The following is a 26,362-nucleotide window of genomic DNA, read 5'->3' as shown; positions in this document are numbered from 1 at the left end:
GTCGGAAGGAAAAATTGCTATGCCGAGTTATAGTGCTCCCGTAGAAGACACTCTCTTTTTGCTCAAAGATGTTTTGGGTTACGAAAAACATTCCAACTTGCCCGGGTTCTCCGAGGCGACGCCGGATCTGGTTGAAGCCATCTTGAAAGAAGGCGCAAAGTTCTCTGAGGAGATCGTGCAGCCGCTGAACCATTCTGGCGATAAAGCTGGTTGTATCCGCCATGATGATGGCTCTGTGACAACGCCTCCAGGCTTTAAAGAAGCCTACAACGCCTATGTTGAAGCTGGTTGGGGTGGTCTGTCCGTTCCTGAGCAGTATGGTGGTCAGGGCCTTCCGTCCATCTTCTCCGGCATTGTGAATGAGTACATCTGTTCGGCCAACATGGCGTTTGCCATGTATCCGGGCCTGACAGCTGGCGCGATGGCTGCTCTGCATACGCATGCAAGTGATGAGATCAAGGACACTTACCTGCCTAAGATGGCAACGGGTGAGTGGACTGGCACCATGAACCTGACCGAGCCGCATTGTGGTACGGATCTGGGCATGCTGCGCACCAAGGCTGTTCCGCAAGCGGATGGCTCCTACAAGATTTCCGGCACAAAGATCTTCATCTCTGCAGGTGACAACGATCTTTCCGAGAACATCATTCACCTCGTTCTGGCTCGTATCGAAGGCGCTCCTGCCGGCACCAAGGGTATTTCCCTGTTTGTTGTGCCGAAGAAAAAGCTCGATGCAGACGGCAATCCGGGTGAAATGAACGGCGTTTCCTGTGGTTCCATTGAAGAGAAGATGGGCATCCACGGCAATGCAACCTGTGTCATGAACTATGACGATGCGATTGGTTTCCTCGTTGGTGAGGAAAACAAAGGCCTGCGCGCCATGTTCGTGATGATGAACGAAGCGCGTCTTGGCGTTGGTATTCAGGGTCTGTCCCAGTCCGAAGTGGCTTACCAGAACGCAGTTATCTACGCGAAGGATCGCTTGCAGGGTCGCTCCCTGACCGGACCTAAGGCACCAGATAAACCAGCTGACCCAATCATTGTGCACCCGGATGTGCGCCGCGTGTTGATGACCATCCGCTCCTTTAATGAGGCAGCACGTGCTCTTTACATGTGGACTGGCCTGCATGGTGATGTCTCTCATCTTTCCGAGGATGAAGCTGAAAGACAGTCTTCTGACGACATCATGGGTCTCCTGACCCCAGTGATCAAAGGCGTTATCACCGATAAGGGCTTTGACAACGCTGTGATGGCTCAGCAGATTTATGGAGGTCATGGTTACATTCAGGAATGGGGTATGGAGCAGTTCGTTCGCGACGCTCGTATCGCCATGATCTATGAAGGTGCCAATGGCATTCAGGCGCTTGACCTTGTTGGCCGTAAGCTGCCAGCAAATGGTGGCCGCGCTATTCAGGCATGGTTCAAAGAAGTTGGCGCACTTGTAAAAGAGCATGAAGGCGACGAAGAGCTGAGCGTTTACACCACGGCGCTGAAGCAGTCTTTGAAGGACCTTCAGGCCGCGACCATGTGGTTTATGCAGAACGCAATGAAGAACCCAGACAATGCGGGTGCCGGATCCAACGACTACATGCACCTGTTTGGCCTTGTTGCCCTTGGTTACATGTGGACCAAGATTGCGATTGCAGCAAAAGGTAAAATTGCTGAAGGCGCAAACGGCAAGGAAGACTGGCTGAACACCAAATTGACCCTTGGTACCTTCTTCATGGAGCGTATCATGCCGGAATCTTCTGCTCATCTGGCTCGCATCTCCACTGGTGCGGACACAATGATGAGCCTGGACGCAGAAGCGTTCTAATCACATTACCGTAACTCAAGGGCCCGGGACCTATCCCGGGCTCTTGTCCTGCCCTATTCTCAATCTGATATATTAAGCTGACAGATTTTAGGAGTGCGATATGGCGGAATATGAACTTCAGTGTTTTGCGCAAAGCGGCAATGCCTACAAGGTTGCGCTGATGCTGGAGCTTTCCCAGGCATCATGGACCCCGACTTGGGTTGATTTTTTCAATGGTGCGACCCGCGATCCTGAGTTCCGCAGTGAGCAGAACGAGATGGGGGAAATTCCCGTGCTGATCCACGGGGAAACACGGCTGACCCAGTCTGCCGTGATATTGGAATACCTTTCCCAGCAGCTTGGCACATTTGGCTGGGAGAGCGAGGAAGAACGCCGGGAAATCCTGCGCTGGCTTTTCTGGGACAACCACAAGCTGACCAGCTATGTGGCAACCCTGCGCTATATGCGAGCCATGGTGAAGACCGGTGAAACCGATGTGACCCGCTTTTTTGAAGGCCGGACCATCGCCACTTTGAAGGTGCTGGACCAGCGCCTTGCAAACAGTGACTTCCTTGTTGGAAATCGCCCGACAATCGCAGACCTTTCGGTGTGCGGATACCTGTTTTGGCCAGAAGAGATTGGTGTGGACTTCGGCCCTTATTCAAATGTGAATGCATGGCTTGAGCGGATTAAGGCCCTGCCCCATTGGGTAGCCCCTTATGACCTGATGCCCGGCCACCCCTTGCCTACACCAGCCTGACCAATTTTTGCGGAGGACAATATGGCAGACGCCCTTATATTCGATCATGTGCGCACCCCACGCGGGCGCGGCAAGAAAGACGGCTCCTTGCATGAAGTTTCGACAGCGCGCCTTGCGGCGAACGCTCTTGAAGCCATCAGAGACCGTAATGAGCTTGATACGAAGCTTGTAGACGACGTTGTGCTTGGCTGTGTTGACCCTGTGGGTGACGCAGGCTCTGACATTGCACGTGCTGCTGTCTTCGCAGCAGACTATGACCGCTCAGTCCCTGGTATGCAGATCAACCGCTTTTGTGCCTCTGGTCTGGATGCTGTGAACATGGGTGCCTCCCAGATCATGTCAGGTCAGAACCAGCTGGTTATTTCTGGCGGTGTTGAAGCCATGAGCCGTGTAGGTCTTGGTGCATCGGGCGGTCCTTGGCCTGCAGACCCGCAGGTGGCTATTCCTGCCTACTTCATGCCGCAGGGCGTTTCTGCTGACCTGATCTCCACCAAATATGGTTTCTCCCGTGATGACGTGGATGCATACTCCGTGGAAAGCCAGCGCCGTGCAAAACAGGCATGGGATGAAGGCCGCTTCAAGAACTCAGTTGTTCCTGTACGCGACATCAATGGCCTGACCATTCTGGACCGTGACGAGCACATGCGTCCTGAAACAAACATGCAGTCTCTTGCTGGCCTGAACCCATCCTTTGAGATGATGGGCAGTATGGGTGGCTTTAACGCTGTTGGTATTCAGGCCCATCCTGAGATCGAAAAAATCAGCCACATGCACCATGCTGGTAACTCCTCCGGTATCGTGGATGGTGCTGCTGCTGTGCTGATGGGTACTAAAGAGGCTGGCGAGGCTTACGGCCTGAAAGCACGCGCACGCATTAAAGCGTTTGCAAACATTGGTTCTGATCCGGCACTCATGCTGACAGGTCCGGTTGATGTGACAGAGAAGCTTTTGAAAAACGCTGGCATGGAAATTGGCGACATCGACCTGTTTGAGCTGAACGAAGCCTTTGCGGCTGTTGTTCTGCGTTACATGCAGGCGTTTGAGATTGACCACGCCAACATAAACGTAAACGGCGGTGCAATTGCAATGGGTCACCCACTTGGTGCAACTGGCGCAATGATCCTTGGTACAGTTCTTGATGAGCTGGAGCGCCAGGACAAGAACACTGCTCTTGTTACGCTGTGTATTGGCGCTGGCATGGGCACAGCAACCATCATTGAGCGCGTTTAAGGGGAGAGACGAACATGACTTACACACACTTTACCCTTGAAACCGATGCGGACGGCTTTGCAGTTCTGAAATGGGACTCGCCAGAAAAGCCGATGAACGTGTTTGACGAGAGCGTCATTCTTGAGCTGGACAAAGTCGTCGATGACATTTCCGCTGATGATGCGATCAAGGGCGTTATTGTTGCTTCTGGCAAAAAAGCATTCTCTGCTGGCGCTGATCTGAGCATGATCGGCAAGCTGCTTGCTACTTTCAAAAAACGTCAGGCTGTTGATGCAGAAGGGGCTGCGAAGGACCTGTTTGACGGTTCTCGCAAACTGTCTCAAGTGTTCCGCAAACTGGAAACCTCAGGCAAGCCCTATGTAGCTGCTGTGAACGGCGTTTGTATGGGCGGCGGTACAGAGCTGGCACTGGCCTGTCATAAACGGATCGGTGCTGAAGAGAGCCTGAAAATGGCTCTGCCTGAAGTGAAAGTCGGCCTGTTCCCAGGTGGCGGTGGTACGCAGCGTGTTATGCGTATGGTTGGCGATCTGCAGGGTGGCTTGCAGTTCCTGCTGTTGGGGCAAACCCTTGATGCCAAGAAGGCCATGCGCCTGAAGTTGATTGAAGCTGTTGCGCCTGAAGCTGAGCTGATTGCCGCTGCCAAGAAGATGTTGGCAGATGGCGTTGACGCTGCCCAACCTTGGGACAAAAAGGGCTTCAAAATCCCAACCGGTAAGGTTTACTCCCCATCCGGAATGCAGTTCTGGCCTGCTGCGAACGCGATCTACCGTCAGAACACCTATGACAACTATCCGGGCGCACGCTACATGCTGCACTCTGTTGTTGAAGGCCTGATGGTACCAATGGACACTGGCCTGACCATTGAGAGCCGCTACTTTGCCCATGTTCTGCAGAGCAAGGAAGCTGCCGCTATGGTTCGCTCTCTGTTTGGCTCCATGCAGGAGCTGAACAAAGGGGCTCGCCGCCCAGCTGGTGTGCCTAAGACACAACTGAAGAAGATTGGTGTGCTTGGTGCTGGCATGATGGGTGCAGGCATTGCTTACGTGACAGCAAAAGCTGGCCTTGAGGTTGTTCTGATCGACCAGTCTCAGGAAGCTGCTGACAAAGGTAAGGCTTACTCTGAAGGCCTTTTGGACAAAGCTATCAAGCGCAGCAAGTCTACTCCTGAGAAAAAAGAGAAGCTGCTGAGCCTGATCACTGCGACGACTGACTACAACGCCCTGAGCGATGTGGATCTGGTAATCGAAGCTGTGTTCGAAGACCGCGAAGTGAAGCGCATTGTGACCGAGAAAGCAGAAGCAGCAATGCCAGCTTCCGCAGTTTATGCGTCCAACACCTCTACTCTTCCGATCACATCACTGGCAGAAGCGTCTTCCCGTCCAGCTGACTTCATCGGCATTCACTTCTTCTCTCCAGTCGACAAGATGATGCTTGTTGAGATCATTTTGGGTGAGAAGACCGAGGACAAGGCAACAGCTGTTGCTCTGGACTACGTGAAAGCAATCAAGAAGACCCCGATTGTTGTGAATGACAGCCGAGGCTTTTACACCTCCCGCGTGGTTGGCACTTATGTTCGTGAAGGCATCATGATGCTTTCCGACGGTGTTCCAGCTGCGATGATCGAGAATGCTGGCAAGATGGCAGGCATGCCTGTTGGTCCGCTGTCTCTAGGTGATGAAGTTGCACTGGACCTTGCCTGGAAGATTAAGGAAGCGACCAAGAAAGACCTTGGCGATGCTTATCCTAACAGCGGTTTTGACACCATTTTGGATGCAATGGTTGTTAAGAATGAGCGCTTTGGCCGTAAGAACACCAAGGGCTTTTACGACTACAAAGGCAAGGACAAGGCTCTGTGGCCTGGCATTACTGACATCACAGGCCCATCCAAATCTGCCGATGAGTTCGACGTTGAAGAACTGAAGGACCGTCTGCTCGGCATTCAGGCTCTTGAAACCGCACGCGTGTTTGAAGAGAACTGCCTGACAGACGTTCGTGAAGCAGACGTTGGCTCTATCCTCGGCTTCGGCTTTGCACCATTCTCCGGTGGCACGCTGTCCTACATCGACGGCATTGGCACCAAAGAGTTCGTAGAGCGCTGTGACAAGCTAGCTGCAAAATGGGGCGACCGCTTCGCACCAAACAAACAGCTGCGCGCAATGGCCGACGCTGGCGAGACCTACTACGGTAAGTTCTCCCCTGCAGAGGCTGTCGCAGAAGCTGCTGAGTAAGTCAGGTCAGGCTGGGCTTTATTGCTCAGCCGTCTGGTTTGAGATTGAAGCGCCGGTGAGGGAAATCTCATCGGCGTTTTTTGTTTACCACACTTTGTACGTACATAATTGACATTTCTGTACGTACAAAGTACAGTCATATCCGATAGCCAGATAGCCAGATAGCCAGATAGCCAGATAGCCAGATAGATAGATAGATAGATAGATAGATAGATAGATAGATAGAGATGAGAGAGAAATGAATGCAACTCAAGAGATGTCAACTGAAAAAGTAACCTTAGGAAAAAATAGAAGAACAGAAAGAGCAAATATTAGACTTTCAGAATTTGAAAAAGAGACACTAACCAAAGCCGCTGAACTGTCAGGATTAAACTTAAGTTCCTTCCTGATACGAGCAGCAATGGATGTCGCAGCACGAATACAAGACACCGGCGAAATTCCCATAATGAGAGTATCCAACACAGATGCTGAGTTTATTCGTAGGGAAAACGCTAAGACAGGAACAGTGAACCGCAAGCTGGTTCAAAGAGCACACTCAGCTATGCAGGCAAGGAAGAAAGCTGCCTCATGAGTTAGTCAGGAGACCCATGCGCAATACTTTAGAAGATATTCGCAAAGACCATGATCGTGGAACATTTGATTGTGGCAACAAGTTATTGAATAGCTACATCGCTAAAAGTGCCCGGCAGTATAACAATCCGCCGAGACAACAGACATTGATCCTTGAAGATATCAATGACCCGCAAAAAGTCATTGGCTTCATAACCATTGTGCAAGACACACTAAACGCACATCCCTCAATGCTGCTGGCGCGTCTTGCTGTTGACAAAGCCCATCAAAACAGTGGGAATGGTAGCCTGTTGCTCATTGAAGCTATGCGCTTGGCTGTTGACTATTTACAACCCTTGCCTGCTCCAGCTGGTTTGGTCGTGGATGCGAAGGATGAGGAGATAGCTGCGTTTTACGTTTCCTGGGGCGCACAGCGTTTGCCAGAGGCTTCCCTCAAACTTCTGTTTTCGATGAGTTCCATGACAGCGACATTGGAAGCTATGGAATTTGAGCAGGAGCCCAGCTCTCCATAAGTTGCGCAATCACACAAGACTTCCACTCATACACCTTCTCCTCTTCCCTCTCCTCAATCAGCTCAAACCCATGACGTAGGTAGAATGCGTTGGCGCGGCTTTGGGGGAGGACTTCGAGGCGGATGGGTTTGTTTTGGGCGGTGGCTTGTTGTTTCAGGATATTCAGGATGTCTGCTCCAATGCCTCGGCCCTGGGCCTTTGGGTGGAAGTAGAGGCGTTCGAGGTAAAGGTGATCCTGTTTGTTCCAGAGGACGTAGAAGCCGAGGACTTCGCTTTCTTCAATGATCTTCCAGGTTGAGGCCGGATCGAAGCTGTCTTTGAAAGACTGCCGGTAAAGCGCATGGTCGAACAGACCGTTGGCTTCCATATTGTCTTTCATAGCTTGCTGACGGATATCTGCGACCAGGTCAAAGTCAGCGGAGTTTGCAGGTTCTAAGCGCCATGAGGGGCGCTTTAAAAGAGCCTGCTGGTCCTTACCGTGTTTGCCAATCTCATCCTGTTTCATCATACGCCCCATCCGGTGATGAAATTACACCTGCCCCTTGCGATGTGCTGAAGGACACTCGCGAAGCCTGTCAAATCCTATACCAGAGGTTGATGATAATAATGTAGCAAAGATCTCGCGATGCCTATCAATACCCAGAGCCTCACTAATGTTCAGTCCACACATCCGTTGCAATCGGCAGCTGGTGCACAAAACGTGCAAAGCGCTAATAAAGCTGTCGAGGTTGGGCAGTCCTGGAAAGGAAGCCTCAACTGGCAATCAGGGGCGACGCCACTTGAAGACAACTCCCACTTTCGCGATCACCTGACCAATCATGCAGCTTTGCTACAGCCCACTGCGCACAGCTGCATGAACTGCAAGGAAGCTGTTCTTCTGATGGGGCTTAAGGCTTATGCGGACACACCGGAGAGCAACCGGGTCATTCGCGAGCTGTAGGACTATCTCAACTACGACATTGGCTATAATGAAATTCTGGATGACGTGGTCGGATATAACGACAGTGAGCCTGCGACTTCGTTCGAAGCGGGCGATGTGGTCTTCTTTTTTGCGGATACTCATGTGGCACTGGGAGCAGAAGACGGCAAGGTGCTGAGCCTGTGGTTTGGACCGGGCGATAGCAGCAATCTCCAGGAGGCTGGCCCGGAAGAGCTTTTTCAGCTGACAAAAGAAAATCCTGAGACCTACTATCAGGCCGCTAAAGGCTGGTTCAATGTAGAATCCGGCGATTATGAAATTGAACTCCAGTTTCTGGAGGTTAAGTCTCAGCTACAGGATGCGTTGGAAGAGAGCGGGACACTTTCAGACACCCAGCGGTATGAGTTCAGAGATAAAATTGACGGACTGCTCCGACAAGCTGGCGCTGATCCCAACAACGCCTGGGAGTTTATCACCGTCGCTAAGCAGCCTCTGGAAGTCCTTGGGTCGTAAAGACCAGTTTCATGCCTCACTTACTTCGAGAGAGCATTCTGGGGCATACTCATAGTAGTTGTTAACGCCCTCAGAATGCGTGAGGTGGAAGCCGTGGTGCTGGTAGAAGGCGTTGGCGCGGCTGATGCGGAGGGCGTCAAGGCGGATGGGTTTGTTTTGCTCATCCGCTTGTGTCTTGATCTGTTGCAGGATCTTCGAGCCGATGCCTAGGCCTTGCGCTTCAGGTAGCAGGTAGAACATATCCAGATACAGGTGATCAGGGTGGTTCAGGACTACATAGAAGCCGATGGTTTTGCCGTTCCTCAGGATTTTCCGGGTCTTCTCAGGGACATACTCGCTTAGGAAGATCTCGCGGGCTTTGTCGTGCTGAAACAACCCATTGGCTTCCGCGCTTTCCTTCATGGCCGTATAGCGAATGTGCTGAAGTTCTTCGAAGTCTCCCTGAGAAGTCGTTTCGAGCTGGAAGGCCGGTTCCGGCGTGAACTCGTAAATGTTCTCATAGCCTTCCGAATGGATCACTGAGAAACCATGGGTCTGATAGAATTCGTTGGAGCGACTGATCCGAAGCGCATCAAGCCGGATTGGTTTGCCTGCTTTGACGGCAATATCTTTCAGTTGACGGAGTATTCGGGAGCCAATCCCCTTTCCTTGCGCAGAAGGATGCAGGAACAGCATGTCCAGATAGAAATGGTCTGGATAGGAATGGAATGCATAGAACCCGCAGAGTTTTTTATCTTGCAAAATCTGTGAGGTTACCTGCGGCTTGAAATCATCAAAAAAATGGCTGCGAGCAAGATGGTAATCAGTCAAACCATTGGCAGCCCACTCATCCTTCATGGCCTCATGTCGTAGATCCGCCAACTGTTCAGCATCGGCCTGTTCAGCTGGTTTCAAGAGGAACGAAGGCCTCGCTTGCACAATATTGTTGGGCGTGAACTCGTAGTAGTTGTTGAACTCCACATTATGCGTGAAGTTGAAGCCTTGTGCCTGATAGAACTTATTGGAGTTGCTGACACGAAGCGCACCCAAGCGGATTGGTTTGCCCACCTGAGCTGCGTGCTGTTTGATGTTTGCAACAATCTGTGCACCTATGCCCTGTCCTTGTGCCTTCGGGTGCAGGTAGATCATGTCGAGATGGATGTAGTCCTGATATTCATGCACAGCTGTGAAGCCGAGCAATTCTCCGTCTAGCACAATCTTTAGTGTGGCTTCCGGTTTGTAGTCTTCAAAGAAATGTCTGCGGGCAAGGGCGCACTCCGTCAGACCGTTGGCTGCCCATTCGTCCTTCATTGCCTCATGTCGCAGGTTTGCAAGCTGTTCGATATCTTCCGGTTCGGCACGTTTCAGAATGAAAACTGGCGTGCATGGCTCGATGCTTTCCAGCGGGAGTTCGTAGTAGTTGTCGAAGTCTTCGCTGTGGGTATGCTGGAAACCGTGACGTTGGTAAAAGGCGTTGGCTTTGCTTTGTTTCAACGCACCAAGGCGGATGGGCTTTCCGTTTGAAACCGCATGTGCCTTGATCCGGGCGATTACTGCAGCTCCGATGCCAGTGCCTTGAGCGCTTGGGTGGACATAGAGATGGTCCAGCCAGATGTGGTCTGGCCGGTCCCGCAGAACATAAAACCCAAGTATCTGCTGTCCGCTCACGAGCTTGAAAGTGTCTTCGCAGGCAAAGCTTTTCAGGAAACGCTCACGCGCTCTTTCAGGGTCGAAACGACCCAGCGCTTCAAGGCTTTCGCGCATGGCCTGAACACGAATGTTTGCGAGGAGATCTGCGTCGTGTGGTTCCGCAGCGTAGACAATAAACGACACACCAATAACTTTCAGCACTAACCTGAGCGTACAATTTGGATTTGCATCTATGCAATATCCCTCAGGCTTCCTATATAGAAATCAATGTTAAGCAGTATGCACTAAACTTAGAACAGTCAAACTGCTTTAGCCTTTGATTTCAGCGCCTATCCTTATTCCAAAACCGGCTTTGGCTTTTGCGGTGCGCTTTAAAATTTGCGGAGATTTTGATGTCAAACGATAAGTTCAACCGTTTTCTGGGAGACACGCCGGGGCGCGTTCTCATTCGGCTGATTTTTCTATCTTTGATTGTCGGGATTGTTTTGGCTGCGCTGGACTTTTCACCGCTGAGCCTGATCTATTCTGTGCAGGATTTCTTTGTCAGGATCTGGAATATGGGCTTCTCAGCGATTGAACGCTTTGGCTCCTACTTCTTCCTTGGAGCCATCGTCGTCGTGCCACTGTGGTTCATTACTCGCCTTATGAACTGGCGCGGGCGTTAACCGCGCCTGCTCCGGCAGAGAAACCACTACTGCATACAGATGTTGTGTATGTTGGTTGACAGGTTGTCGAAGATCTCCGGATCTTCGCTTGTGTTGCCAATCAAAACGGCGACTTCCAGTGCTGCAAGCACGAAATCAGATTTCACCAGCGCTTCTTCAGAGGACCAGCTGCCACTGTATTCCAACAGGTCCGCCAACCAGACACGATTGCGGCGCGCGAATGTCGCGGCAAGTTCCTGAAGCTCATCCGGCAGTTCTTCGTCCTTATCGCCCAGCACTGCTGAGAGGAACAGCTCACCACCGTCTGCCATGCCTGCCTGAAAGGCGGCAATGTAGGTATCCAGCGCTCTGCGGAAGTGAAGGGTTTGCGTGGAAGGATCACCCAGGATCTGCAGGAAGCGGTCGATGTACCTTTGCAGCACGGCATGCTCTACCCCCTTATTGGAAGAGAACATTTTCGAGATATCCTGCTCGCTTGTTCCAGTACTGCTGACAAGCTGATCGACATTCAAGCCCAACAGCCCGCTTTCCCGGATCATGTAATCCGCAGTATCCAGTACAACGCTTCTATTGGTGACCACAACACCCATACGTGTCTCCTAGCCTTCCGAGGCATTTTATTTGCACTTTACGGAGGGGATACTGCGCATTTTTCATAAAATGGCAAGACACATTTACTTATTCAGTTCTTAAAGGTGGAATATTACATTTTACTAAAATTTTATATAAATAGGACTTGTTTTTGAATCATAAGTACTTCGCTGCCACTCGGTACAGATTAGAATGCCGGTTAATCAATAGTCTAAGATTATACGAATAACCACCTCCCAGCACACCTGCAAGTGGAAGTCCCTCATTTCTTACCAGTTTAAAGACCAGTTCTTCTCGTTTTCTCAGCCCCTCATCAGAGAGTGCAAGGCGCCCTAAGCGATCATCATGATGAGGGTCAACACCCGCATTGAAGAACACCAGATCGGCTTTGAAGGTGTTGAGAACCTGCTTGAGCGTGTCCTCCAGGATCTCAAGATATTCGTCATCCTCCATGCCATCAATCAGAGGCACATCCAATGTGGAGGCTTTCTTTCGGACGGGATAGTTCTTTTCTGAATGGAGGGAGAGTGTGAAGACGCTGGTGTCATGGGCGAAGATATCAGCCGTCCCATCTCCCTGATGAACATCCAGATCAATAATGAGCACGCGGCGTGCCATGCGCATGGCCTGTACCGCCCTCACCGCGACGGCTACATCGTTGAACACGCAAAACCCCGCTCCTTGCGCAATACGGGCGTGATGCGACCCACCGGCAGTGTTGCAAGCGACACCATGTTCCAGAGCCAACATTGCCGTGAGCAAAGACCCACCTGTTGCGCATTGCGCTCGAAAGGAAACGCTTTGGGTCATGGGAAAGCCGATTTCACGCGCGATGGCGTGAGGAACATTACAGCTGAGGACCTGATCTACATAGTCTTTTGCGTGCACCCGCAGCAGGTCTTGTCTGGAGATTGGTTCCGGCTCGTGGAAATCATAGAGTGCACCGTCTGGATCAGTTTGCTTCAACCACTGAGCTACTTCCGCATATTTGCGCATTGGAAACCGATGGTTTTCCGGAATGTCTGCCGTGTAAGCAGGATGGTGCACAATTGGGAGCTTCACAGGGGCAGTACCTTCTTAGAATTCGCTTTTACTTTCTCGTTTCCTTATCCGAAAACCGGTTCCCACGTTTCGGAGATACATTCTTATCTATAGCAGTTCTGCGCAATATGGTATGGACAAACGCAGAACAAACAAATATGCAAATGATACTTTGATTATCCAATCCATTTTGAGCTGCTTGCTGGTGCTGCACTCGTGCGTTTGAAGGTCTCCTGCGTGTCTACAAGTTTCAAGGTGACGAACCGCTCTTTCCTTGCGCTCGCCGTGCCTATGACACTGGCGTATATCTCCACTCCTTTATTGGGGCTGGTTGATACCGCGGTGATTGGACAGTTGCATGATGCTGCCCTTTTGGGTGGTCTGGCTGTTGGTACGATCCTTTTTGATGTGATTGGCGCTTTCTTCTATTTCTTGCGAGCCGGAACGACAGGCCTTGCCGCACAGGCTCTTGGTGCCAACAATGGCAATGAACTACGTGCAGTGCTCGCCCGTGCCCTTCTGCTTGGGATCATTGGCGGCATTGTCGTCATCTTTTTACAGTGGCCGCTTCTAAGGTTTGGCTTACCTATTATTGGCGGGACAGATGCGGTGCAGGAAGCCGCGGCAACATACTTTGCGATCCGTGCGTTTTCAGCACCGTTCGTACTTGCCAACTATTCCATTCTTGGCTGGTATCTGGGCCTCAGCAAAGCTGGTATTGGGCTGCTCATTCAAACCTTCCTGAATGTCATCAATATGGTGCTTTCTGTTGTGTTTGTGCTCGGGTTTGACTGGGGTATTCCCGGTGTCGCTGTGGCAACCTTTATTGCAGAGATGCTTACATTTGGCCTCGGTCTTTTTCTAATCAAGCGCGAACTCCGCGGCGCACGCCTGCCTTCGTTTTCTCAGATCATCATTTGGGAGAAACTGAAGCCGATGCTGGCACTGAACCGGGACATCATGATCCGCTCCATGGTGATGCTGTTTGCTTTCGGCTTCTTTACCTCTCGCAGTGCTGCTCAGGGAGAAGTAGTGCTTGCCGCCAATGCTGTGCTTGAGAAGTTCATTCTGATTGCGGCATTCTTTCTTGATGGTACGGCATCAGCTGCAGAACAGGTAATAGGGCAAGCAATCGGGGCCAAACAGCGGACTGCCTTCCGCAAAGCACTGCGGCTCTCCATCGGTTGGGGCTTTGGGCTTTCCTTTGGTGCGGCGGTTGTGTTGTGGGTGGCTGGCGGACCGGTTATTGACCTGCTGACAACGCATACAGAGGTGCGAGAAACAGCGCGTACCTATATGATCTGGGCTGTACTGACGCCGATCATTGGCACACTGGCCTTCCAGATGGATGGTGTATTTATTGGCGCAACATGGTCTCAGGATATGAGAAACTCTGTTGTGGTCTCCACCATCCTGTTTCTTGCCAGCTATTACTTGTTCTATCCGCTCTACGGAAACCACGGCCTGTGGTTCTCATTGCTGGTGTTCTTCGGGGCGCGTGGTTTGACCCTTAGCTATCTCTGTGTGGTTCGCGAACGCCAGTATTTTGGAGCTCTCCAAAAGGCATAATTTCAGGACTTCCTCAGCTGAAAGCAGCTTGTCTTGCCCGATATGCATACCCGGGCAAGACGCAAGTCACATGCTAAGCAATGTCGATGGTGACTTTGCCCATGTGCTGTGCCTGATCCATGTAGGCATAGGCTTCGTCGATCTGGGACATGGAGAAAGATTTGTATATGAGCGGTTTGATCTGGTGCTTGGAGACAAACGCACACAGGTTCTCAAAATAAGCGCGGGAGCCGACCAGAACACCTGACAGCGACGAGTTATTCAGGACAAGCTGGCTGATATTCTCAGGGGCGTGTGCCCAACCAGTCAGAACACCCACTTGTGTAATCAGGCCATGTGCGGCAACGGCACGTATGGATCGCTCTAGTGTTTCCTTCCCGCCAAGGTCCAGAACCACATCAGCGCCGTGCCCATCTGTCAGTTCTCTCAGTTCGACGTCCCAATCTGGTGTTGTTTTATAGTTGATGGTGATGTCTGCTCCCCTCTCCTTTGCTTTCTCCAGCTTTTCATCTGAGGAGCTGATGAGAACAACGCGGGCTCCAAACGCTTTGGCGAGTTGCAGAGCGAAGATGGCAACACCACCCGTGCCTTGTATCAGGACGGTGTCTTCTGGTCGCAAAGCCCGGTGTTGCTCAAAAAGGGCATGCCATGCTGTGACGCCAGCACAAGGGAGTGTCGCTGCTTCCTGAAAGCTCATATGATCTGGCACACCCACAAGAGTATCCTGATGAAACTGCGCTTGCTCTCTTAAAACGCCCGGCTGATCAGCTGAGCTGATTGCGGAAGATAATGCACTTGGCTGGAATGAGCCTTCAAGCCAGTCCTGAAAGAAGGTTGGCATGACACGGTCGCCAACAGACCATTTTGTGACTTGCTCACCTACAGCAATGACTTCCCCTGCCCCGTCGGACAAAGGCACAAGATCCGCTGGCATTTCACCGTACTGGCCTTTTCGGATCATCTGATCTCGTGCATTCAGGCTTGCGGACTGCAGAGCAATCTTTACTTCGAATGGTCCAAGCGGTTCTGCAGGGAACTTATGGGAGCTGAATGTATTTCCGTTTAAAACAATACCCTGATGATGATTTTGCGCGTGATTAGGAACGGTCATTGAATGATCTCTTAATGAAATATATGAGGCAGGCCTTGGCAGCCTTGAAGGTTTTGTTGAGTTGATGCGCCTGATCACACAACGCAGGCAACGTGCTGCTTGATGTGATCAGGCGTGGCACTTGCTTTTAGCTGGCGAGTTTGCTTGCAATTGTTGCGACGTGGCGCCCCTGGTCACGGGCCAGTTTCAACTCATCCTCACTTGGCTGGCGAGAGCCATCCGGGCCTGCAATGGTGCTGGCGCCATATGGGGAACCGCCGCGCACTTCGGTGATATTGAAGAGTTCCGGACTTGAGTACGGCAGGCCAACAATCATCATGCCGTGGTGCGCCAGTGTCGACCAGAAGCTGGTGATGGTTGTCTCGTTACCACCACCTGTTCCAGTGGATGTAAACACCGAGCCGACTTTACCAATCAGCTTACCACCAGCCCACAACCCTCCGGTTTGATCCAGAAAGTTACGCATCTGCGATGCCATGTTGCCGAAGCGTGTTGGGGTACCAAAGATGATGGCGTCATAATCTGCCAGCTCACCCGGCTGCGCAATCGGCGCCTGTTGATCCAGCTTGAAGTGACCGTTTACAGCAACTTCTTCCGGCACAAGTTCCGGCACGCGCTTTACAACCACAGTCGTTCCGGCGACGTCTTCTGCCCCCTCACGGATGGCCTCTGCCATGGTTTCGATGTGGCCGTAGCTTGAATAATATAAAACGAGAACTTTGGTCATGGGTCTTCCTTCATGTTGCTCTTACAGTGAAGGTAAAGCACCGACATAAATGAACAATATTACATTAAATAGAATGTCTGTTCATTATATATTGACAGTTGTAGAGATTTTCGTGCCACTCAGCGGACGGCGGATATCTTTGACTGGTGTTCTCACAAAGAAAAAGGCCAGACTTCCTGCGAAGCCCGGCCTCATTTATCGATAGGTGTGAGCCTCAGTTCTCCAGCGATTTATCGACCCAGATGTCATTGTCGATGCCGACAAGTTCCTGCAAGTTGGCAACACCGCGAGCGGCGACCAGACGGGACAGATGGTGGTTGATCTTCTTCACCAGCGTTTGTCCCTCATAAACCATGCCAGAATAAAGTTGAATCTGGTTTGCGCCTGCAAAGATCTTTGCTGCGGCTTTTTCTGGTGTATCTACACCACCGACGCCAAAAAGCGGCAGATCCGGACCGACTGCGCGTCGGGTTTTCGCCAATGCAATGGTGGCTCGTTCAAACAGCGGTGCGCCTGACAACCCGCCTGCTTCTTTGGCCTGCAGCTGATCCTTCAGCGTGGCTGGACGGGCAATGGTGGTGTTGGAGACAATCATGCCATCAACCTTGCTGGTCAGGACGACTTCTGCGATTTCCTTGAGCGCCTCGTCTGTCACGTCTGGGGCGATTTTGAGCATGACAGGCACCTTACGGCCCAGACGGTCTTCCTGCTCGTTACGCGCTTCCATGATGGCTGTGAGCAAATGGCCCAGCGCATCCTTTTCCTGCAAGTCTCGCAAGCCCGGTGTGTTGGGAGAGGAAATGTTGGCCGTCAGATAGTCCGCCAGTTCTGCAAAGCGCTTTACGCCCAGAACATAGTCCGCAACACGATCCTCTGAGAGCTTGTTGGCACCAACGTTGATGCCAAGCACTCCTGGTGTGCGGCCTGCTTTGCGGATGCGCTCGTAGACGACATCGTGGCCGTCATTGTTGAAGCCATAGCGATTGATTACGGCGCGGTCAGCACTCAGGCGGAAATTCCTAGGCTTTGAATTACCTTCCTGCGGCAGAGGAGTGACCGTTCCCACTTCAACATGGCCAAAGCCAAGTTTCATCAGCGGCGTGATTACTTCGGCATTTTTGTCAAAGCCTGCTGCCATGCCCACTGGGTTCTTAAAAGTCAAATCACCCCACCTATATTCAAGAGCCTTGTCCTCGATCTGGCCGAATGTGGGTGCGAGACCTGAGGCAAGCATCTTGATGGTTGCGTTGTGGGAGGTCTCCGGGTCCAGACAATGCAGTGCCCGGATACCGACTTTGTTTATGAGGTTTTCAATCGACATTTACAGCTCCTGAAACTCGTGATTGCCATTTGCATCCAATGGTAAAGGTTTGACCCATATAGCTTTGAAGGCGGGAAACTTGCCATACAGATGTGGAAAGAGCGTTCCACCCCGGGAGGCTTCCCACTTCATTTGCTCTTCAGGGAAATCTTCGCTTTCGACGGCAATCAGCAGCAAGTCAGTTTGTCCCGCAAAGTACAGCGCTGCTGTTTCTTTCACGGTTTCGGCGCTGGAAAAGTGGATATAATCATCGGCCAGATCGATCGGTTCACCCGCAAAGAAACCGGCTGCTTCAGCTTCTTGCCAAAGCGCCTTGGGGGCGATCTTGAATATGAGGGACATGGGACTTGCCTTTCAGGAGAGACGTCTACTCAACTGAAGTCATGCTCTTACATCCACAAATCAGTGGCTGGCAACCCCTCTCTTTCGTCTAGAGCTTGCAATAGGATTTTATTCACCACATACAAGATTTCTTTGAGATGCAGGCGCAGTTAGTTTTTCTGATCATATCTGCGTTTGTTTCAGGTAACGCCCTTGCTATCGCTGGAGGATATATGCTGGATCACGAACACCTTTGGGCCGCACTTGATAAGCTGGCTGAGCAGCATCAATTGACGCCTTCAGGATTGGCACGCAGAGCTGGGCTTGATCCGACCTCTTTCAATCCTTCCAAGCGGTTCGCTGCAGATGGTCGTCCGCGCTGGCCTTCCACCGAGTCACTTGCCAAGGTGCTGGAAGTCACTCAGATGCCTTTCCCGGACTTTGCCGCTTTGCTGCAAGATAAAGCAGAGATCTCAAGTACACATTTCAGGTCTTTTCCAGCATATCTGTGCACGAGTGATGAGTTACGGGATGTAGATCTGGAGCAGCTGACCGATTTTCAGTTGGATAAATTCTGCGATAGCTTCATTTTTCCCAGTTCTCAGAATGAGAAATTCTTCGCGCTTGAAGTTTCGAGTAATAGTTTTGAACCATACTACCGGGAAGGACAAATTCTAATCGTCTCTCCCGAGACTTCATTGCGGCGTCATGATCATGTTTTGATAGCAACTAAATCCGGAGATTTTCATTGCGGTGCTTTGCAACGGCAAACAAACGAGCGCATTGAATTTCGGCGGGATACCCCTGACGATAACCCAAGGGTGGTTCAGGTTGCAGATCTGGTTTGGACAGCAAGAGTTTCATGGGTGAGCCAATAAGCAAGCAGGGCGCTTATGCGGATTACCAAGACCACAAGTATTCTTTTTGGAGCTTTGCTTCTTGGCGCCGGGTTTTATGCGCTGACAGAGTACAATGCAGCAACAACCCTACGTGGGAATGCGCGCACATTGTACCGCCCTTCTTCGTTTCCTGTTGAGCATAAGCCGACAGCAGAAGAGAAGCAGCGGAAGCTGGCTGCGCTTGAAGCTGCGCGTGTTGCAGCTGAGGCGAAAATTCCCAAGACACCGCCCAAGCATCCTCAAACACTTCGCAATGTTGGCGGCAGTCGCACGCCCCCTCCTCCCGTAACGACGCAACTCCAACGCGTTGCACACGTGAAAGTACCTCGTAAATCCAAACAGCCTCCTCCGAAAGAACTCGTGCTGTATCGCCCTGTTGCCGTTGACGGTGCAACTCTAAGTGATAAAAAGAAGAGAATATCCCTTCATCACATTCAGCCTGTACCGCTCAGCACAACATGCCCCAGTGAAGATGGTGAAAGATGGCCGTGCGGTATCAGAGCACGGACGGCTTTGCGTGCTTTTATCCGCCAAAAGCGTGTCACCTGCTCAGACATAAAATCAGTGCAAACAGATGAATATGCTGCTTCCTGCAGTGTGGGCAAACATGATCTTGCCACTTGGTTGATTGAAAATGGTTGGGCCAAGGCTGAACGGAATGCACCAGATTCACTAAAAGAGATCGCGGCACGGGCTCGGCGGTCTGAGCAGGGTATCTGGCGTTCCAAGCTGGTTCAGCTGAGCGAGGATGAAACCGCAACGCTGGTAAACTCCTGGGAGGAGCTGGATGATGACAGCACCTCAACCACACCGCTGGTGATGGAAGGAGAGCCTGCAATAATCTGGCGTCCACGCAACAGCGCGACTGCGGAGACGTCTGCCACCGAATAACTTATTTTTTACAGGGCCTTGGAGAATAAAAATATAATGTCAGGGTTTTGGAATACACTTAAACGAGAGGCCTGCTTTCTTGCAGGTGCTGCAACCACAGCCTTCTTCTTTCTGGCTGGGGCGGATCTGTTACTGCCGACCTCCGGTCTCCTTGTGCAGATGTTCTGCTTTATCTGGCTTTTCGGTGTCATGCTGTGGTGCGCCTTTGGTGTGGTGCGCCATGCAGATTGTCTGGCAGTCATTCTTGGCGAGCCCTACGGAACGCTGATCCTGACACTCTCAGTGATCGGCATTGAGGTCTCGCTGATCGTTTCCATTATGCTGACAGGTGGGACAAACGAGCCTCTGGCCCGGGATACGATGCTAGCGGTGCTCAACATCGTGCTGAATGGCATGGTGGGCATCAGTCTGCTTCTGGGAGGGCTAAAGTACGGGGAGCAGCCTTTCAACACACAGGGCGCCCGTTCTTTCCTTTCAGTCCTCATTCCGCTCGCTACTTTTTCTCTGATCCTTCCCCGCTATACGACCTCAACGGCTGACCCTTCCCTTTCGACGGGACAGCAGATCTCGTTTGCGGTGATGATCAGCCTGCTTTATGCGATCTTCCTTGCCACCCAGAGCATCCGGCATAAGTCTTTCTTCATTCAGCCCAAACCACACTCCGGTGTGGCACTGTCCTTCCTGATGGCGAAGGATGAGGTGGAAGACGACAAGCATGCTCATGATGAGGATGATCATCACGATCTGGAGATCTATTCAACCGGCTATCACGCCACGTTCCTGATCCTGACCATGCTGCCGATTGTGCTGCTTTCCAAGAAATTCGCTGTGCTGGTGGATTTTGGCATAGCAAGCTTTCATATGCCCGCTGCATTTGGCGGTGTTCTTGTTGCGCTTCTGGTTCTGACACCTGAAGGTTTGGGCAGTTTCCGTGCAGCGTTGTCGAACAGGTTACAACGCTCCGTCAACATCTGTCTTGGATCAGCTCTGGCGACCATCGGTTTGACAGTTCCGGCTGTTCTGATCGCAGCCGGGATCTTTGACATTCATATTGTGCTGGGTGTGAAGGATACGGACATGATCCTGCTCCTCCTGACACTCATTTTGAGTATGATCACCTTTACCGGCAGCCGAACGAACGCCCTACAGGGCGCCGTCCATCTGGTCTTGTTTATCTTCTACTTCATCCTGATCTTCCAGCCCTAGCAGGTTGCCCTGCATCAACTCGTTGACCACATGATCCACCCAGTGCTGATTACCAATCGGCTCTGCGTGGATTCCGTCCTCACAAAAGCCTTCTGGCGTTATTCCCGGTGTTACAGAGATAGCAATGGCACCGCGCTCATGGCACAGCTGTGTGCCGACACGATTGATCATCTGCCGGCGAGGTTCCAGAACGGCGCCTAGTCCCCACGAGAGCGCAGGCACATTCATTGGTGACATGAGGTTAGACCAGTAAATCCGTGCATGAGGGTATTTGGTACGCAATGCATAAATCAACTCACCAAACCCTTTCTTCCATGCTTTGCCAGTACGGAAGTTCTTCAGGTCGTTAAAACCGATGCTGATGTAAATGTGCGTATAATCGGCATGCGGTAGATTGGGGACTACTACATCGCGGATTTGGCTGGAGGTTGCAGAATTACTACCAGCAGCCCGCCATTTAACAGGCCGTCCAGATACCTCTGCGATTTTGTGGGCCATCTTGCAGGTCAAGCCATTTGTCGTGTGGTCCAGCCCTACTCCGGCAACGGAGGAATCGCCAATAACAAGCAGATTGATCGACTGGCCCTGACCGGGAACGGTACCAAATTGCGGTCCTGGTGCGGGTGACAGCCTTAGTGAGTTGGCCCGAGCACGTAAGCCTTCGAAAATGTAGACGGGTAAAAGTGCCCAAGTTAGCCAGCTGGGAAAAGACATAAAAAAAGCCCCCTCGTTTGAGGGGGCTAATTCATCACGCTGCAAGTTCTCCTGCAAGTGCTTTTGCAATCAAACTACGAGTTTCCGGAATACCGTAGAGGGCGATAAAAGAACCAAAGCGTGGACCTTTCTCCTGCCCCAGAAGTACTTGATAAATCGCAGAGAAAAAGCTTTGCGCGACACCAGGACGACCATCAGGACCCGGCTTTGCAGTGTTCTGGTAACGCTCAATATTACGACCAATGTCGTAAATTGCGTTTTGGATATCGCCGCCGTCAGTCTCTGCTGGCAGGCCAGCGAGCACTTCATCCAGCTTGGTGAGCATTTCTGTCTCAACTTCATCAGCTGCTTTGAACTTCTTCGTTGGTTTCACGAAGTCGTCGTAGTAGCGGATGGCGTAGCCAACCAACTCATCCAACATCTTATGTGTTGCAGCAGAAGAACCCGGTGCATAGCGGGAGATGAACGCCCACAGCACGTCCTTGTTCTCTGCGTTAGATGCAGACACCAGGTTGAGCAGCATTGCGAAGGAGATCGGCATCTCTTCTTTCGGCGGTGTGCCGTAGTGGATGTGCCAGACCGGGTTCATCAGCTTCTGCGCTGCATCCATGTTGTCGAACTTGGACAGGAAGGTGCAGTACTCATCAACCGCTTTCGGGATGACGTCAAAATACAGCTTCTTCGCAGTTTTCGGCTTCTGGAAGTTGAACAGGGACAGGCTTTCCTGATTGGCGTACTGGAGCCACTCTTCCATGGTCAGGCCGTTGCCTTTGGACTTGGAGATTTTCTGGCCTTTGTCGTCCAGGAAGAGCTCGTAGTTGAAGCCTTCCGGAGCAGGACCGCCCAGAGCTTTACAGATCTTGCCAGACAGATTCACGCTGTCGATCAGATCCTTACCAGCCATTTCATAGTCGATACCCAGAGCGTACCAACGCAGCGCCCAGTCAGCTTTCCACTGACATTTGACGTTGCCGCCTGTCACCAGAACTTCAACACGCTCTTCAGTCTCAGGGTCAATGTAAGTCACAGTGCCTTTTTCGACATTGCGATCCACCATTGGCACCTGTAGCACAATACCTGTGCGCGGGCAGAGTGGAAGAAATGGAGAGTACGTGGCCTGACGCTCTTCACCCAATGTTGGCAGAATGATCGCCATGATCTTGTCGTAGACTTCCAGCATGCGCAGGAGCGCTTTATCAAACACACCAGACTTGTAGTAGTCGGTGGAAGACACAAAGTCATACTCGAAGCCGAATTTATCCAAAAACGCCATGAGTTTTGCGTTGTTGGCCGCTGCAAAGCTTGGGTATTCGTTGGAGAATGGGTCTGGCACGCTGGTCAGTGGCTTGCCAAGAAATGACGCCATCATCTCCTGATTAGGCACGTTGGTTGGCACTTTGCGGAAGCCGTCCATATCATCTGAAAAGCAGATCAGCTTGGTCGGGATCTTGTCTTCTGTCAGCACACGAAAAGCGGTGCGCACCATGGTGGTGCGTGCAACTTCGCCAAAGGTGCCCATGTGCGGCAGACCAGATGGACCATAGCCGGTCTCGAACAAGACCGGCCCGGTCTTGGGTTTCTTCTCCAACCGTTTGACCAGTTTGCGTGCTTCTTCAAACGGCCAGGCTTTAGATACCTGTGCCGCCTCGATAAGTTCTGGGCTGAGATCGAGTTGAGGCAAACTGTTCATAGACATGGATTTTGAGATCCGTATTTGGAGATTAAATTGTAACTGAGTTTCGCTTTCTTCAGCAGGATTTAATGCCGGAAAGCTGGGCGAACTTATGTAAAACTAGCGCCCGCGTCAATGACAGTTCTCGGGTTTTCGGCTCTACCCCCTTGTATGAGGCCGGAAGCCCCCTTACCTTTGCAGTCATTAGCCGCCGCCAGACAATTTGGCAGAGCGAAAAACTAAAGCAAACCAAGAGGCAAAGCTTTTCGCTTTGGGGAGATATGGGTACAATAGAAAGATTACTGAGCGTAGAAGAAGCTCTCATTCATGTGATGGTGATGGTTTCCGCCGCAGATAGCGCGATGAGCGACGCAGAGCTGCGCCAGCTTGGAGATATTGTGGGCATTCTCCCTGTCTTCAAAGATTTTGACGACAATAACCTGATCAAGATTACCCAGCAGTGCGCTGAGCGTCTTTCCGGTGAAAACGGCATGAACGCAACACTGGCGCTTGTGGCAGAGTCATTGCCAACCAAATTGCATGACACTGCTTATGCTCTTGGTGTGGAGATTGCTGCGGCAGATTTGCGGGTAAGCCCTGAAGAAGTGCGTATGTTGCAGTTGCTGCGTGACCACCTGAAGCTGGACAAGCTGACGATGGCAGCGATTGAGCGCGGCGCTCAGGCCCGCTTCCGCACGCAATAACTCAGTTCAATCTGATTGGCGGGCAGCACGACTGCCCGCAATCCTGCTCTTTGCGCTGCAAAATATTGTTTGCAGCTGTTAATGCACGGTCTTGACCATATCCGGCAGATCCAGCGAGAAAGCTGGAATTTTCACCGCAAAGGACTCCCCTTTTTCAGTTTGCATACGGTAGTTGCCCGTCATGATGCCTGAAGGGGTATTGAGTGGACAGCCTGAGGTGTACTGAAACGACCCACCGGGTTCAATGACTGGCTCTTCACCAACCACACCTGCCCCGTTGACTTCCTGCGTGTTGCCGTTGGCGTCGATGATATGCCAGTGACGAGACCGCAGTTGGATAGTATCAGAACTCAGGTTCTCAATTGAGACCGTATAGGCCCAGAAGAACTGCTCATCTTCGGGAGTGGACTCCTCAGCAAGATAATACGGTTCGACAGTGATCTGTATATTTCGGGTAACGGCACGATACATAGCACAACCCATTTCTAAGGAAAATTCCACTGCAAATACAACAGCAGTACGCATCCTATTTTTAATAAGTCTAGCCTTTTCACCCCGATCTTCGCAAGAGCAGCGATCTCACACCGAAGGATCTGGGTGGTTCAAAACCATATGTCGAACCATAAAAACGCGAGAAATGGCCGAAAGTGTGCAGATCGCAGCAAAAGTCCATGCAACCCATGAGAAGTAAGTGGGGAACAAGCAAAATGCGACGAAGACACCAATGGTTTCAAAGCCTTCAGCGAGCCCTCCCAGATAATAGAAGGACTTCTTGCCTCGTAATGAGGTTTGCATGCCCAACTTCTGTGCCAGAGTTGCGAATGCAAGGAAAGTGGAACCGTTAATGTAAAAGCTGAAAAGTAGGGCTGCCGCAGCAAGAGCGTTCTGCTCCGGCGCGACAAATGCAAAGGCCAGTGGAATTGCACCATAAAAGATGAAGTCGAATGTGATGTCGTAAAACCCACCGAGATGTGTTGATCCCGCCGCTCTGGCGATGGCACCATCCAACCCGTCTGCAAAGCGATTGAGCAGGATAAACAGCAGAGCTGTGTTAAATTGCCCAGCGGCTACCGCCGCCCCCGCAGCTAGGCCAAACCCAAGCCCGACCAAGGTCACTGCATTTGCAGTAATCCCCAGATCTGCCAGCGCTTTTCCCATTCTATTGAGAGGTGGGTCTATATAGCCGCGGAGCTTTGCATCAAACATATCGTATCCTATCAGATATGCTTTTCGTCTTAGGGCTTTTTTTCCAAGGTGCCTATAACAGTCCGCTCGCAATCCACACGCGCGGTGATCAAGATTACTTCATCAGAACTTGATCACGATCTTCAGCATAAGTAGTTCTGCTGGTGGGTAACCTTACTCGCGGTTTTTCCGCAATTTTTCCAGCTCAACCATCAGATCAAGTTTCAGGTCTTTTAGTTCATTCAAGACAACCTTGGTCTCTTCATGCACGTTGATACGATCTTGCTCAATATCCTTATCGTGCTCCTGCTGCATTGCTGCAACGATTATACCGATAAACAAGTTCAGGACGGTGAAGGCCGTGCATAATATGAAGGGAATGAAGAACAGCCATGCATTGGGAAAGACCTCCATAACCGGCCGAACGATCCCCATACTCCAGCTTTCCAGTGTCATGATCTGGAACAACGAATAGGCAGATGCTCCAATTGAGCCGAACCATTCAGGAAATACCAAGCCGTACAAGCGAGTGGCCATTACGGAGAAGACATAAAAGACAAGAGCCATGAGCAGGACGATTGAGCCCATGCCCGGAAGTGCGAGGATCAACCCACCAATGACACTTCGCAGAGAAGGGACAACCGAAATAAGCCTCAAAATCCTCAGAATCCTGAGAGATCGCAGAATGGTTGCCGGACCCGTTGCCGGGATGACTGCAATCGTGATGATGAAGAAATCAAAGAGGTTCCATGGCCCCTTAAAGAAACCCGGACCAAACGCGATGATACGCAGTGTCAGTTCAACAACAAAAATTATAAGGATCAACTCATCAAGAAAGCGCAGTATGGGGCCATACTTGGCAATAAGCATCTGGCTTGTGTCCAAGCCAAGAACAACAGCGTTCAACGCGATTATACTTATGATTGTGAATTCCCATTGGCGGCTTTCAATGATGGATCGCAACTTCGCCCGCATTTCGGCACTTGACCTCACATTTCGAATTTGGGCCCACCCTAAGTAATTATCTGATGGTTTCAAGTTGAAAGGGGCCAGCAAAATAGTGACTGGTATAGATGAAGAAATAGCCAAGAACTTCAGGTAGTAAAATCAAAACAACACTACCAAATTTAACTTATAGTTTCCATAGGCTTGATCATTTCCACAAGAGCTAACAAAAAATTACATAAACTCTGTAGAAATCGTGGGTATCGCTCGACACCAGAGCAAAAACCTCCTGAATGTATGCTCTGAAGAATAAGAGGCTGAGTTTAACACCCGTCGAATGCACCCGGCTTGAACCCCGCAATTGCGGTTTCCCCCTCTCCTCATACCGCTTGGGTACAATGAATGATGTTGCTAGGGCACTCTCTGCAACTCAAAATGCTCTGTATTCCTATTGGCAGATACAACCTAAGCTATTCCAAGAAGGGGCAGAGACGCTTCCTGAAGGACAGCGCACCAAGTGCCGGTGTTGGTGTTGGTGTCGGTGCGCTGATGTGCTTCCGTGCTGCACAAATACCATCGCCCACGTCCTGAGAATGCTCTCTAGTGGACTGACCTAAAGAAAATGGAGAGCCTCTGTCTCACTA

28 protein-coding genes are annotated in these 26,362 nt (G+C 51.2%); 15 read left to right on the top strand and 13 right to left on the bottom strand.

Annotated features, from left to right (window positions below; translation table 11 throughout):
• Positions 1–19: 19 nt before the first annotated feature.
• The 6 genes from PsWM33_RS22725 to PsWM33_RS22700 all read left to right on the top strand — a co-directional run bounded on the left by PsWM33_RS22725 (position 20) and on the right by PsWM33_RS22700 (position 7,095).
• Positions 20–1,816, top strand: coding sequence for an acyl-CoA dehydrogenase C-terminal domain-containing protein (locus PsWM33_RS22725; RefSeq protein WP_063301735.1), 1,797 nt, complete (start codon positions 20–22; stop codon positions 1,814–1,816).
• A gap of 100 nt (positions 1,817–1,916) precedes the next feature.
• Positions 1,917–2,555, top strand: a complete 639-nt coding sequence (locus PsWM33_RS22720) for a glutathione S-transferase family protein (RefSeq protein ID WP_057464945.1) — start codon at positions 1,917–1,919, stop codon at positions 2,553–2,555.
• A gap of 21 nt (positions 2,556–2,576) precedes the next feature.
• The gene (locus PsWM33_RS22715; RefSeq protein ID WP_063301734.1) at positions 2,577–3,785 is read left to right on the top strand and encodes an acetyl-CoA C-acetyltransferase; all 1,209 of its coding nucleotides are present in this window, start codon (positions 2,577–2,579) and stop codon (positions 3,783–3,785) included.
• A 14-nt stretch (positions 3,786–3,799) separates the two neighbouring features.
• Positions 3,800–6,013, top strand: coding sequence for a 3-hydroxyacyl-CoA dehydrogenase NAD-binding domain-containing protein (locus PsWM33_RS22710; RefSeq protein ID WP_063301733.1), 2,214 nt, complete (start codon positions 3,800–3,802; stop codon positions 6,011–6,013).
• A 238-nt stretch (positions 6,014–6,251) separates the two neighbouring features.
• Positions 6,252–6,584 (top strand): plasmid mobilization protein, encoded by a 333-nt coding sequence (locus PsWM33_RS22705; RefSeq protein WP_063301732.1) that lies wholly within the window; start codon positions 6,252–6,254, stop codon positions 6,582–6,584.
• Between the two features lie 16 nt (positions 6,585–6,600).
• A complete protein-coding gene (locus PsWM33_RS22700) occupies positions 6,601–7,095 on the top strand; it encodes a GNAT family N-acetyltransferase (RefSeq protein ID WP_063301731.1) in 495 nt (164 codons plus the stop codon).
• On the opposite strand, the gene PsWM33_RS22695 is transcribed toward PsWM33_RS22700, so the two are convergent.
• Positions 7,061–7,603: a GNAT family N-acetyltransferase gene (locus PsWM33_RS22695; RefSeq protein ID WP_063301777.1), complete on the bottom strand. Its 543-nt coding sequence runs from the start codon at positions 7,601–7,603 to the stop codon at positions 7,061–7,063. The genes PsWM33_RS22700 and PsWM33_RS22695 overlap by 35 nt on opposite strands.
• A 117-nt stretch (positions 7,604–7,720) precedes the next feature.
• On the opposite strand from PsWM33_RS22695, the gene PsWM33_RS28180 reads away from it, so the two are divergent.
• Together PsWM33_RS28180 and PsWM33_RS28175 are read left to right on the top strand one after the other, a co-directional pair.
• Positions 7,721–8,035, top strand: a complete 315-nt coding sequence (locus PsWM33_RS28180; protein WP_208994713.1) for a hypothetical protein — start codon at positions 7,721–7,723, stop codon at positions 8,033–8,035.
• Between the two features lie 45 nt (positions 8,036–8,080).
• Complete coding sequence (locus PsWM33_RS28175) at positions 8,081–8,527, top strand: hypothetical protein (RefSeq protein ID WP_208994712.1); 447 nt, start codon at positions 8,081–8,083, stop codon at positions 8,525–8,527.
• A gap of 9 nt (positions 8,528–8,536) precedes the next feature.
• Here PsWM33_RS28175 and PsWM33_RS22685 read toward each other — a convergent pair whose 3' ends face one another.
• Complete coding sequence (locus PsWM33_RS22685) at positions 8,537–10,339, bottom strand: GNAT family N-acetyltransferase (RefSeq protein WP_208994711.1); 1,803 nt, start codon at positions 10,337–10,339, stop codon at positions 8,537–8,539.
• Positions 10,340–10,548: 209 nt separating this feature from the next.
• On the opposite strand from PsWM33_RS22685, the gene PsWM33_RS22675 reads away from it, so the two are divergent.
• A complete protein-coding gene (locus PsWM33_RS22675; protein ID WP_063301730.1) occupies positions 10,549–10,821 on the top strand; it encodes a DUF6460 domain-containing protein in 273 nt (90 codons plus the stop codon).
• Positions 10,822–10,847: 26 nt separating this feature from the next.
• Here PsWM33_RS22675 and PsWM33_RS22670 read toward each other — a convergent pair whose 3' ends face one another.
• Complete coding sequence (locus PsWM33_RS22670) at positions 10,848–11,411, bottom strand: TetR/AcrR family transcriptional regulator (RefSeq protein ID WP_063301729.1); 564 nt, start codon at positions 11,409–11,411, stop codon at positions 10,848–10,850.
• A 157-nt stretch (positions 11,412–11,568) separates the two neighbouring features.
• A complete protein-coding gene (locus PsWM33_RS22665) occupies positions 11,569–12,408 on the bottom strand; it encodes a histone deacetylase family protein (protein WP_063301775.1) in 840 nt (279 codons plus the stop codon).
• 282 nt (positions 12,409–12,690) lie between these two features.
• On the opposite strand from PsWM33_RS22665, the gene PsWM33_RS22660 reads away from it, so the two are divergent.
• Positions 12,691–14,022, top strand: coding sequence for an MATE family efflux transporter (locus PsWM33_RS22660; protein WP_063295635.1), 1,332 nt, complete (start codon positions 12,691–12,693; stop codon positions 14,020–14,022).
• A 73-nt stretch (positions 14,023–14,095) separates the two neighbouring features.
• Here PsWM33_RS22660 and PsWM33_RS22655 read toward each other — a convergent pair whose 3' ends face one another.
• From PsWM33_RS22655 to PsWM33_RS22640, 4 genes are all read right to left on the bottom strand, one after another.
• The gene (locus PsWM33_RS22655; protein WP_063301728.1) at positions 14,096–15,133 is read right to left on the bottom strand and encodes a zinc-dependent alcohol dehydrogenase family protein; all 1,038 of its coding nucleotides are present in this window, start codon (positions 15,131–15,133) and stop codon (positions 14,096–14,098) included.
• Positions 15,134–15,260: 127 nt separating this feature from the next.
• Positions 15,261–15,860, bottom strand: a complete 600-nt coding sequence (gene wrbA, locus PsWM33_RS22650) for an NAD(P)H:quinone oxidoreductase (RefSeq protein WP_063295633.1) — start codon at positions 15,858–15,860, stop codon at positions 15,261–15,263.
• A 214-nt stretch (positions 15,861–16,074) separates the two neighbouring features.
• Complete coding sequence (locus PsWM33_RS22645; protein ID WP_063301727.1) at positions 16,075–17,181, bottom strand: quinone-dependent dihydroorotate dehydrogenase; 1,107 nt, start codon at positions 17,179–17,181, stop codon at positions 16,075–16,077.
• The gene (locus PsWM33_RS22640) at positions 17,182–17,523 is read right to left on the bottom strand and encodes a DUF952 domain-containing protein (RefSeq protein WP_063301726.1); all 342 of its coding nucleotides are present in this window, start codon (positions 17,521–17,523) and stop codon (positions 17,182–17,184) included.
• A gap of 212 nt (positions 17,524–17,735) precedes the next feature.
• On the opposite strand from PsWM33_RS22640, the gene PsWM33_RS22635 reads away from it, so the two are divergent.
• Genes PsWM33_RS22635 through PsWM33_RS22625 form a run of 3 tightly spaced genes read left to right on the top strand, consistent with a single transcriptional unit; the run spans position 17,736 to position 20,498 of the window.
• Positions 17,736–18,380 (top strand): S24 family peptidase, encoded by a 645-nt coding sequence (locus tag PsWM33_RS22635; protein WP_063301774.1) that lies wholly within the window; start codon positions 17,736–17,738, stop codon positions 18,378–18,380.
• 15 nt (positions 18,381–18,395) lie between these two features.
• Positions 18,396–19,292, top strand: a complete 897-nt coding sequence (locus PsWM33_RS22630; protein ID WP_063301725.1) for a thermonuclease family protein — start codon at positions 18,396–18,398, stop codon at positions 19,290–19,292.
• 36 nt (positions 19,293–19,328) lie between these two features.
• Positions 19,329–20,498 (top strand): calcium:proton antiporter, encoded by a 1,170-nt coding sequence (locus tag PsWM33_RS22625; RefSeq protein WP_063295629.1) that lies wholly within the window; start codon positions 19,329–19,331, stop codon positions 20,496–20,498.
• On the opposite strand, the gene PsWM33_RS22620 is transcribed toward PsWM33_RS22625, so the two are convergent.
• Positions 20,436–21,212, bottom strand: a complete 777-nt coding sequence (locus PsWM33_RS22620) for an SGNH/GDSL hydrolase family protein (RefSeq protein ID WP_063295628.1) — start codon at positions 21,210–21,212, stop codon at positions 20,436–20,438. The genes PsWM33_RS22625 and PsWM33_RS22620 overlap by 63 nt on opposite strands.
• Positions 21,213–21,246: 34 nt before the next feature.
• Positions 21,247–22,908: a lysine--tRNA ligase gene (locus PsWM33_RS22615; protein WP_063301724.1), complete on the bottom strand. Its 1,662-nt coding sequence runs from the start codon at positions 22,906–22,908 to the stop codon at positions 21,247–21,249.
• 257 nt (positions 22,909–23,165) lie between these two features.
• Between PsWM33_RS22615 and PsWM33_RS22610 the strand changes: the two genes are divergently transcribed.
• Entirely contained in the window at positions 23,166–23,588 is a 423-nt protein-coding gene (locus PsWM33_RS22610; RefSeq protein ID WP_206599027.1) for a TerB family tellurite resistance protein, read from the top strand.
• Positions 23,589–23,666: 78 nt separating this feature from the next.
• On the opposite strand, the gene apaG is transcribed toward PsWM33_RS22610, so the two are convergent.
• The 3 genes from apaG to PsWM33_RS22595 form a co-directional block, all read right to left on the bottom strand.
• On the bottom strand, positions 23,667–24,059 hold the full coding sequence (gene apaG, locus PsWM33_RS22605; RefSeq protein WP_057465027.1) for a Co2+/Mg2+ efflux protein ApaG: 393 nt from the start codon (positions 24,057–24,059) through the stop codon (positions 23,667–23,669).
• A gap of 108 nt (positions 24,060–24,167) precedes the next feature.
• Positions 24,168–24,794 carry a CDP-alcohol phosphatidyltransferase family protein gene (locus PsWM33_RS22600; RefSeq protein ID WP_057464930.1) on the bottom strand — a complete coding sequence of 209 codons (627 nt, stop codon included), beginning with the start codon at positions 24,792–24,794 and terminating at the stop codon, positions 24,168–24,170.
• Between the two features lie 153 nt (positions 24,795–24,947).
• Positions 24,948–25,748 carry an ion transporter gene (locus PsWM33_RS22595; RefSeq protein ID WP_063301723.1) on the bottom strand — a complete coding sequence of 267 codons (801 nt, stop codon included), beginning with the start codon at positions 25,746–25,748 and terminating at the stop codon, positions 24,948–24,950.
• Positions 25,749–26,153: 405 nt separating this feature from the next.
• On the opposite strand from PsWM33_RS22595, the gene PsWM33_RS27465 reads away from it, so the two are divergent.
• Positions 26,154–26,309, top strand: coding sequence for a hypothetical protein (locus tag PsWM33_RS27465; protein ID WP_193778450.1), 156 nt, complete (start codon positions 26,154–26,156; stop codon positions 26,307–26,309).
• The last annotated feature ends 53 nt before the right edge of the window (positions 26,310–26,362 follow it).

This window comes from Pseudovibrio sp. WM33 (assembly GCF_001623165.1).
Classification (GTDB): Bacteria; Pseudomonadota; Alphaproteobacteria; order Rhizobiales; family Stappiaceae; genus Pseudovibrio.
This window is presented reverse-complemented; position numbering and strand designations above follow the sequence as displayed.

Excerpts from the sequence above, each read along its gene's own strand:
- PsWM33_RS22725 (WP_063301735.1), top strand. The coding sequence starts at position 20 with ATGCCGAGTTATAGTGCTCCCGTAGAAGACACTCTCTTTTTGCTCAAA.
- PsWM33_RS22720 (WP_057464945.1), top strand. The coding sequence starts at position 1,917 with ATGGCGGAATATGAACTTCAGTGTTTTGCGCAAAGCGGCAATGCCTAC.
- PsWM33_RS22715 (WP_063301734.1), top strand. The coding sequence starts at position 2,577 with ATGGCAGACGCCCTTATATTCGATCATGTGCGCACCCCACGCGGGCGC.
- PsWM33_RS22710 (WP_063301733.1), top strand. The coding sequence starts at position 3,800 with ATGACTTACACACACTTTACCCTTGAAACCGATGCGGACGGCTTTGCA.
- PsWM33_RS22705 (WP_063301732.1), top strand. The coding sequence starts at position 6,252 with ATGAATGCAACTCAAGAGATGTCAACTGAAAAAGTAACCTTAGGAAAA.
- PsWM33_RS22700 (WP_063301731.1), top strand. The coding sequence starts at position 6,601 with ATGCGCAATACTTTAGAAGATATTCGCAAAGACCATGATCGTGGAACA.
- PsWM33_RS22695 (WP_063301777.1), bottom strand. The coding sequence starts at position 7,603 with ATGATGAAACAGGATGAGATTGGCAAACACGGTAAGGACCAGCAGGCT.
- PsWM33_RS28180 (WP_208994713.1), top strand. The coding sequence starts at position 7,721 with ATGCCTATCAATACCCAGAGCCTCACTAATGTTCAGTCCACACATCCG.
- PsWM33_RS22675 (WP_063301730.1), top strand. The coding sequence starts at position 10,549 with ATGTCAAACGATAAGTTCAACCGTTTTCTGGGAGACACGCCGGGGCGC.
- PsWM33_RS22670 (WP_063301729.1), bottom strand. The coding sequence starts at position 11,411 with ATGGGTGTTGTGGTCACCAATAGAAGCGTTGTACTGGATACTGCGGAT.
- PsWM33_RS22665 (WP_063301775.1), bottom strand. The coding sequence starts at position 12,408 with ATGCGCAAATATGCGGAAGTAGCTCAGTGGTTGAAGCAAACTGATCCA.
- PsWM33_RS22655 (WP_063301728.1), bottom strand. The coding sequence starts at position 15,133 with ATGACCGTTCCTAATCACGCGCAAAATCATCATCAGGGTATTGTTTTA.
- wrbA (WP_063295633.1), bottom strand. The coding sequence starts at position 15,860 with ATGACCAAAGTTCTCGTTTTATATTATTCAAGCTACGGCCACATCGAA.
- PsWM33_RS22645 (WP_063301727.1), bottom strand. The coding sequence starts at position 17,181 with ATGTCGATTGAAAACCTCATAAACAAAGTCGGTATCCGGGCACTGCAT.
- PsWM33_RS22640 (WP_063301726.1), bottom strand. The coding sequence starts at position 17,523 with ATGTCCCTCATATTCAAGATCGCCCCCAAGGCGCTTTGGCAAGAAGCT.
- PsWM33_RS22635 (WP_063301774.1), top strand. The coding sequence starts at position 17,736 with ATGCTGGATCACGAACACCTTTGGGCCGCACTTGATAAGCTGGCTGAG.
- PsWM33_RS22630 (WP_063301725.1), top strand. The coding sequence starts at position 18,396 with ATGCGGATTACCAAGACCACAAGTATTCTTTTTGGAGCTTTGCTTCTT.
- PsWM33_RS22625 (WP_063295629.1), top strand. The coding sequence starts at position 19,329 with ATGTCAGGGTTTTGGAATACACTTAAACGAGAGGCCTGCTTTCTTGCA.
- PsWM33_RS22620 (WP_063295628.1), bottom strand. The coding sequence starts at position 21,212 with ATGTCTTTTCCCAGCTGGCTAACTTGGGCACTTTTACCCGTCTACATT.
- PsWM33_RS22615 (WP_063301724.1), bottom strand. The coding sequence starts at position 22,908 with ATGTCTATGAACAGTTTGCCTCAACTCGATCTCAGCCCAGAACTTATC.
- PsWM33_RS22610 (WP_206599027.1), top strand. The coding sequence starts at position 23,166 with ATGGGTACAATAGAAAGATTACTGAGCGTAGAAGAAGCTCTCATTCAT.
- apaG (WP_057465027.1), bottom strand. The coding sequence starts at position 24,059 with ATGTATCGTGCCGTTACCCGAAATATACAGATCACTGTCGAACCGTAT.
- PsWM33_RS22600 (WP_057464930.1), bottom strand. The coding sequence starts at position 24,794 with ATGTTTGATGCAAAGCTCCGCGGCTATATAGACCCACCTCTCAATAGA.
- PsWM33_RS22595 (WP_063301723.1), bottom strand. The coding sequence starts at position 25,748 with ATGCGGGCGAAGTTGCGATCCATCATTGAAAGCCGCCAATGGGAATTC.
- PsWM33_RS27465 (WP_193778450.1), top strand. The coding sequence starts at position 26,154 with ATGCTCTGTATTCCTATTGGCAGATACAACCTAAGCTATTCCAAGAAG.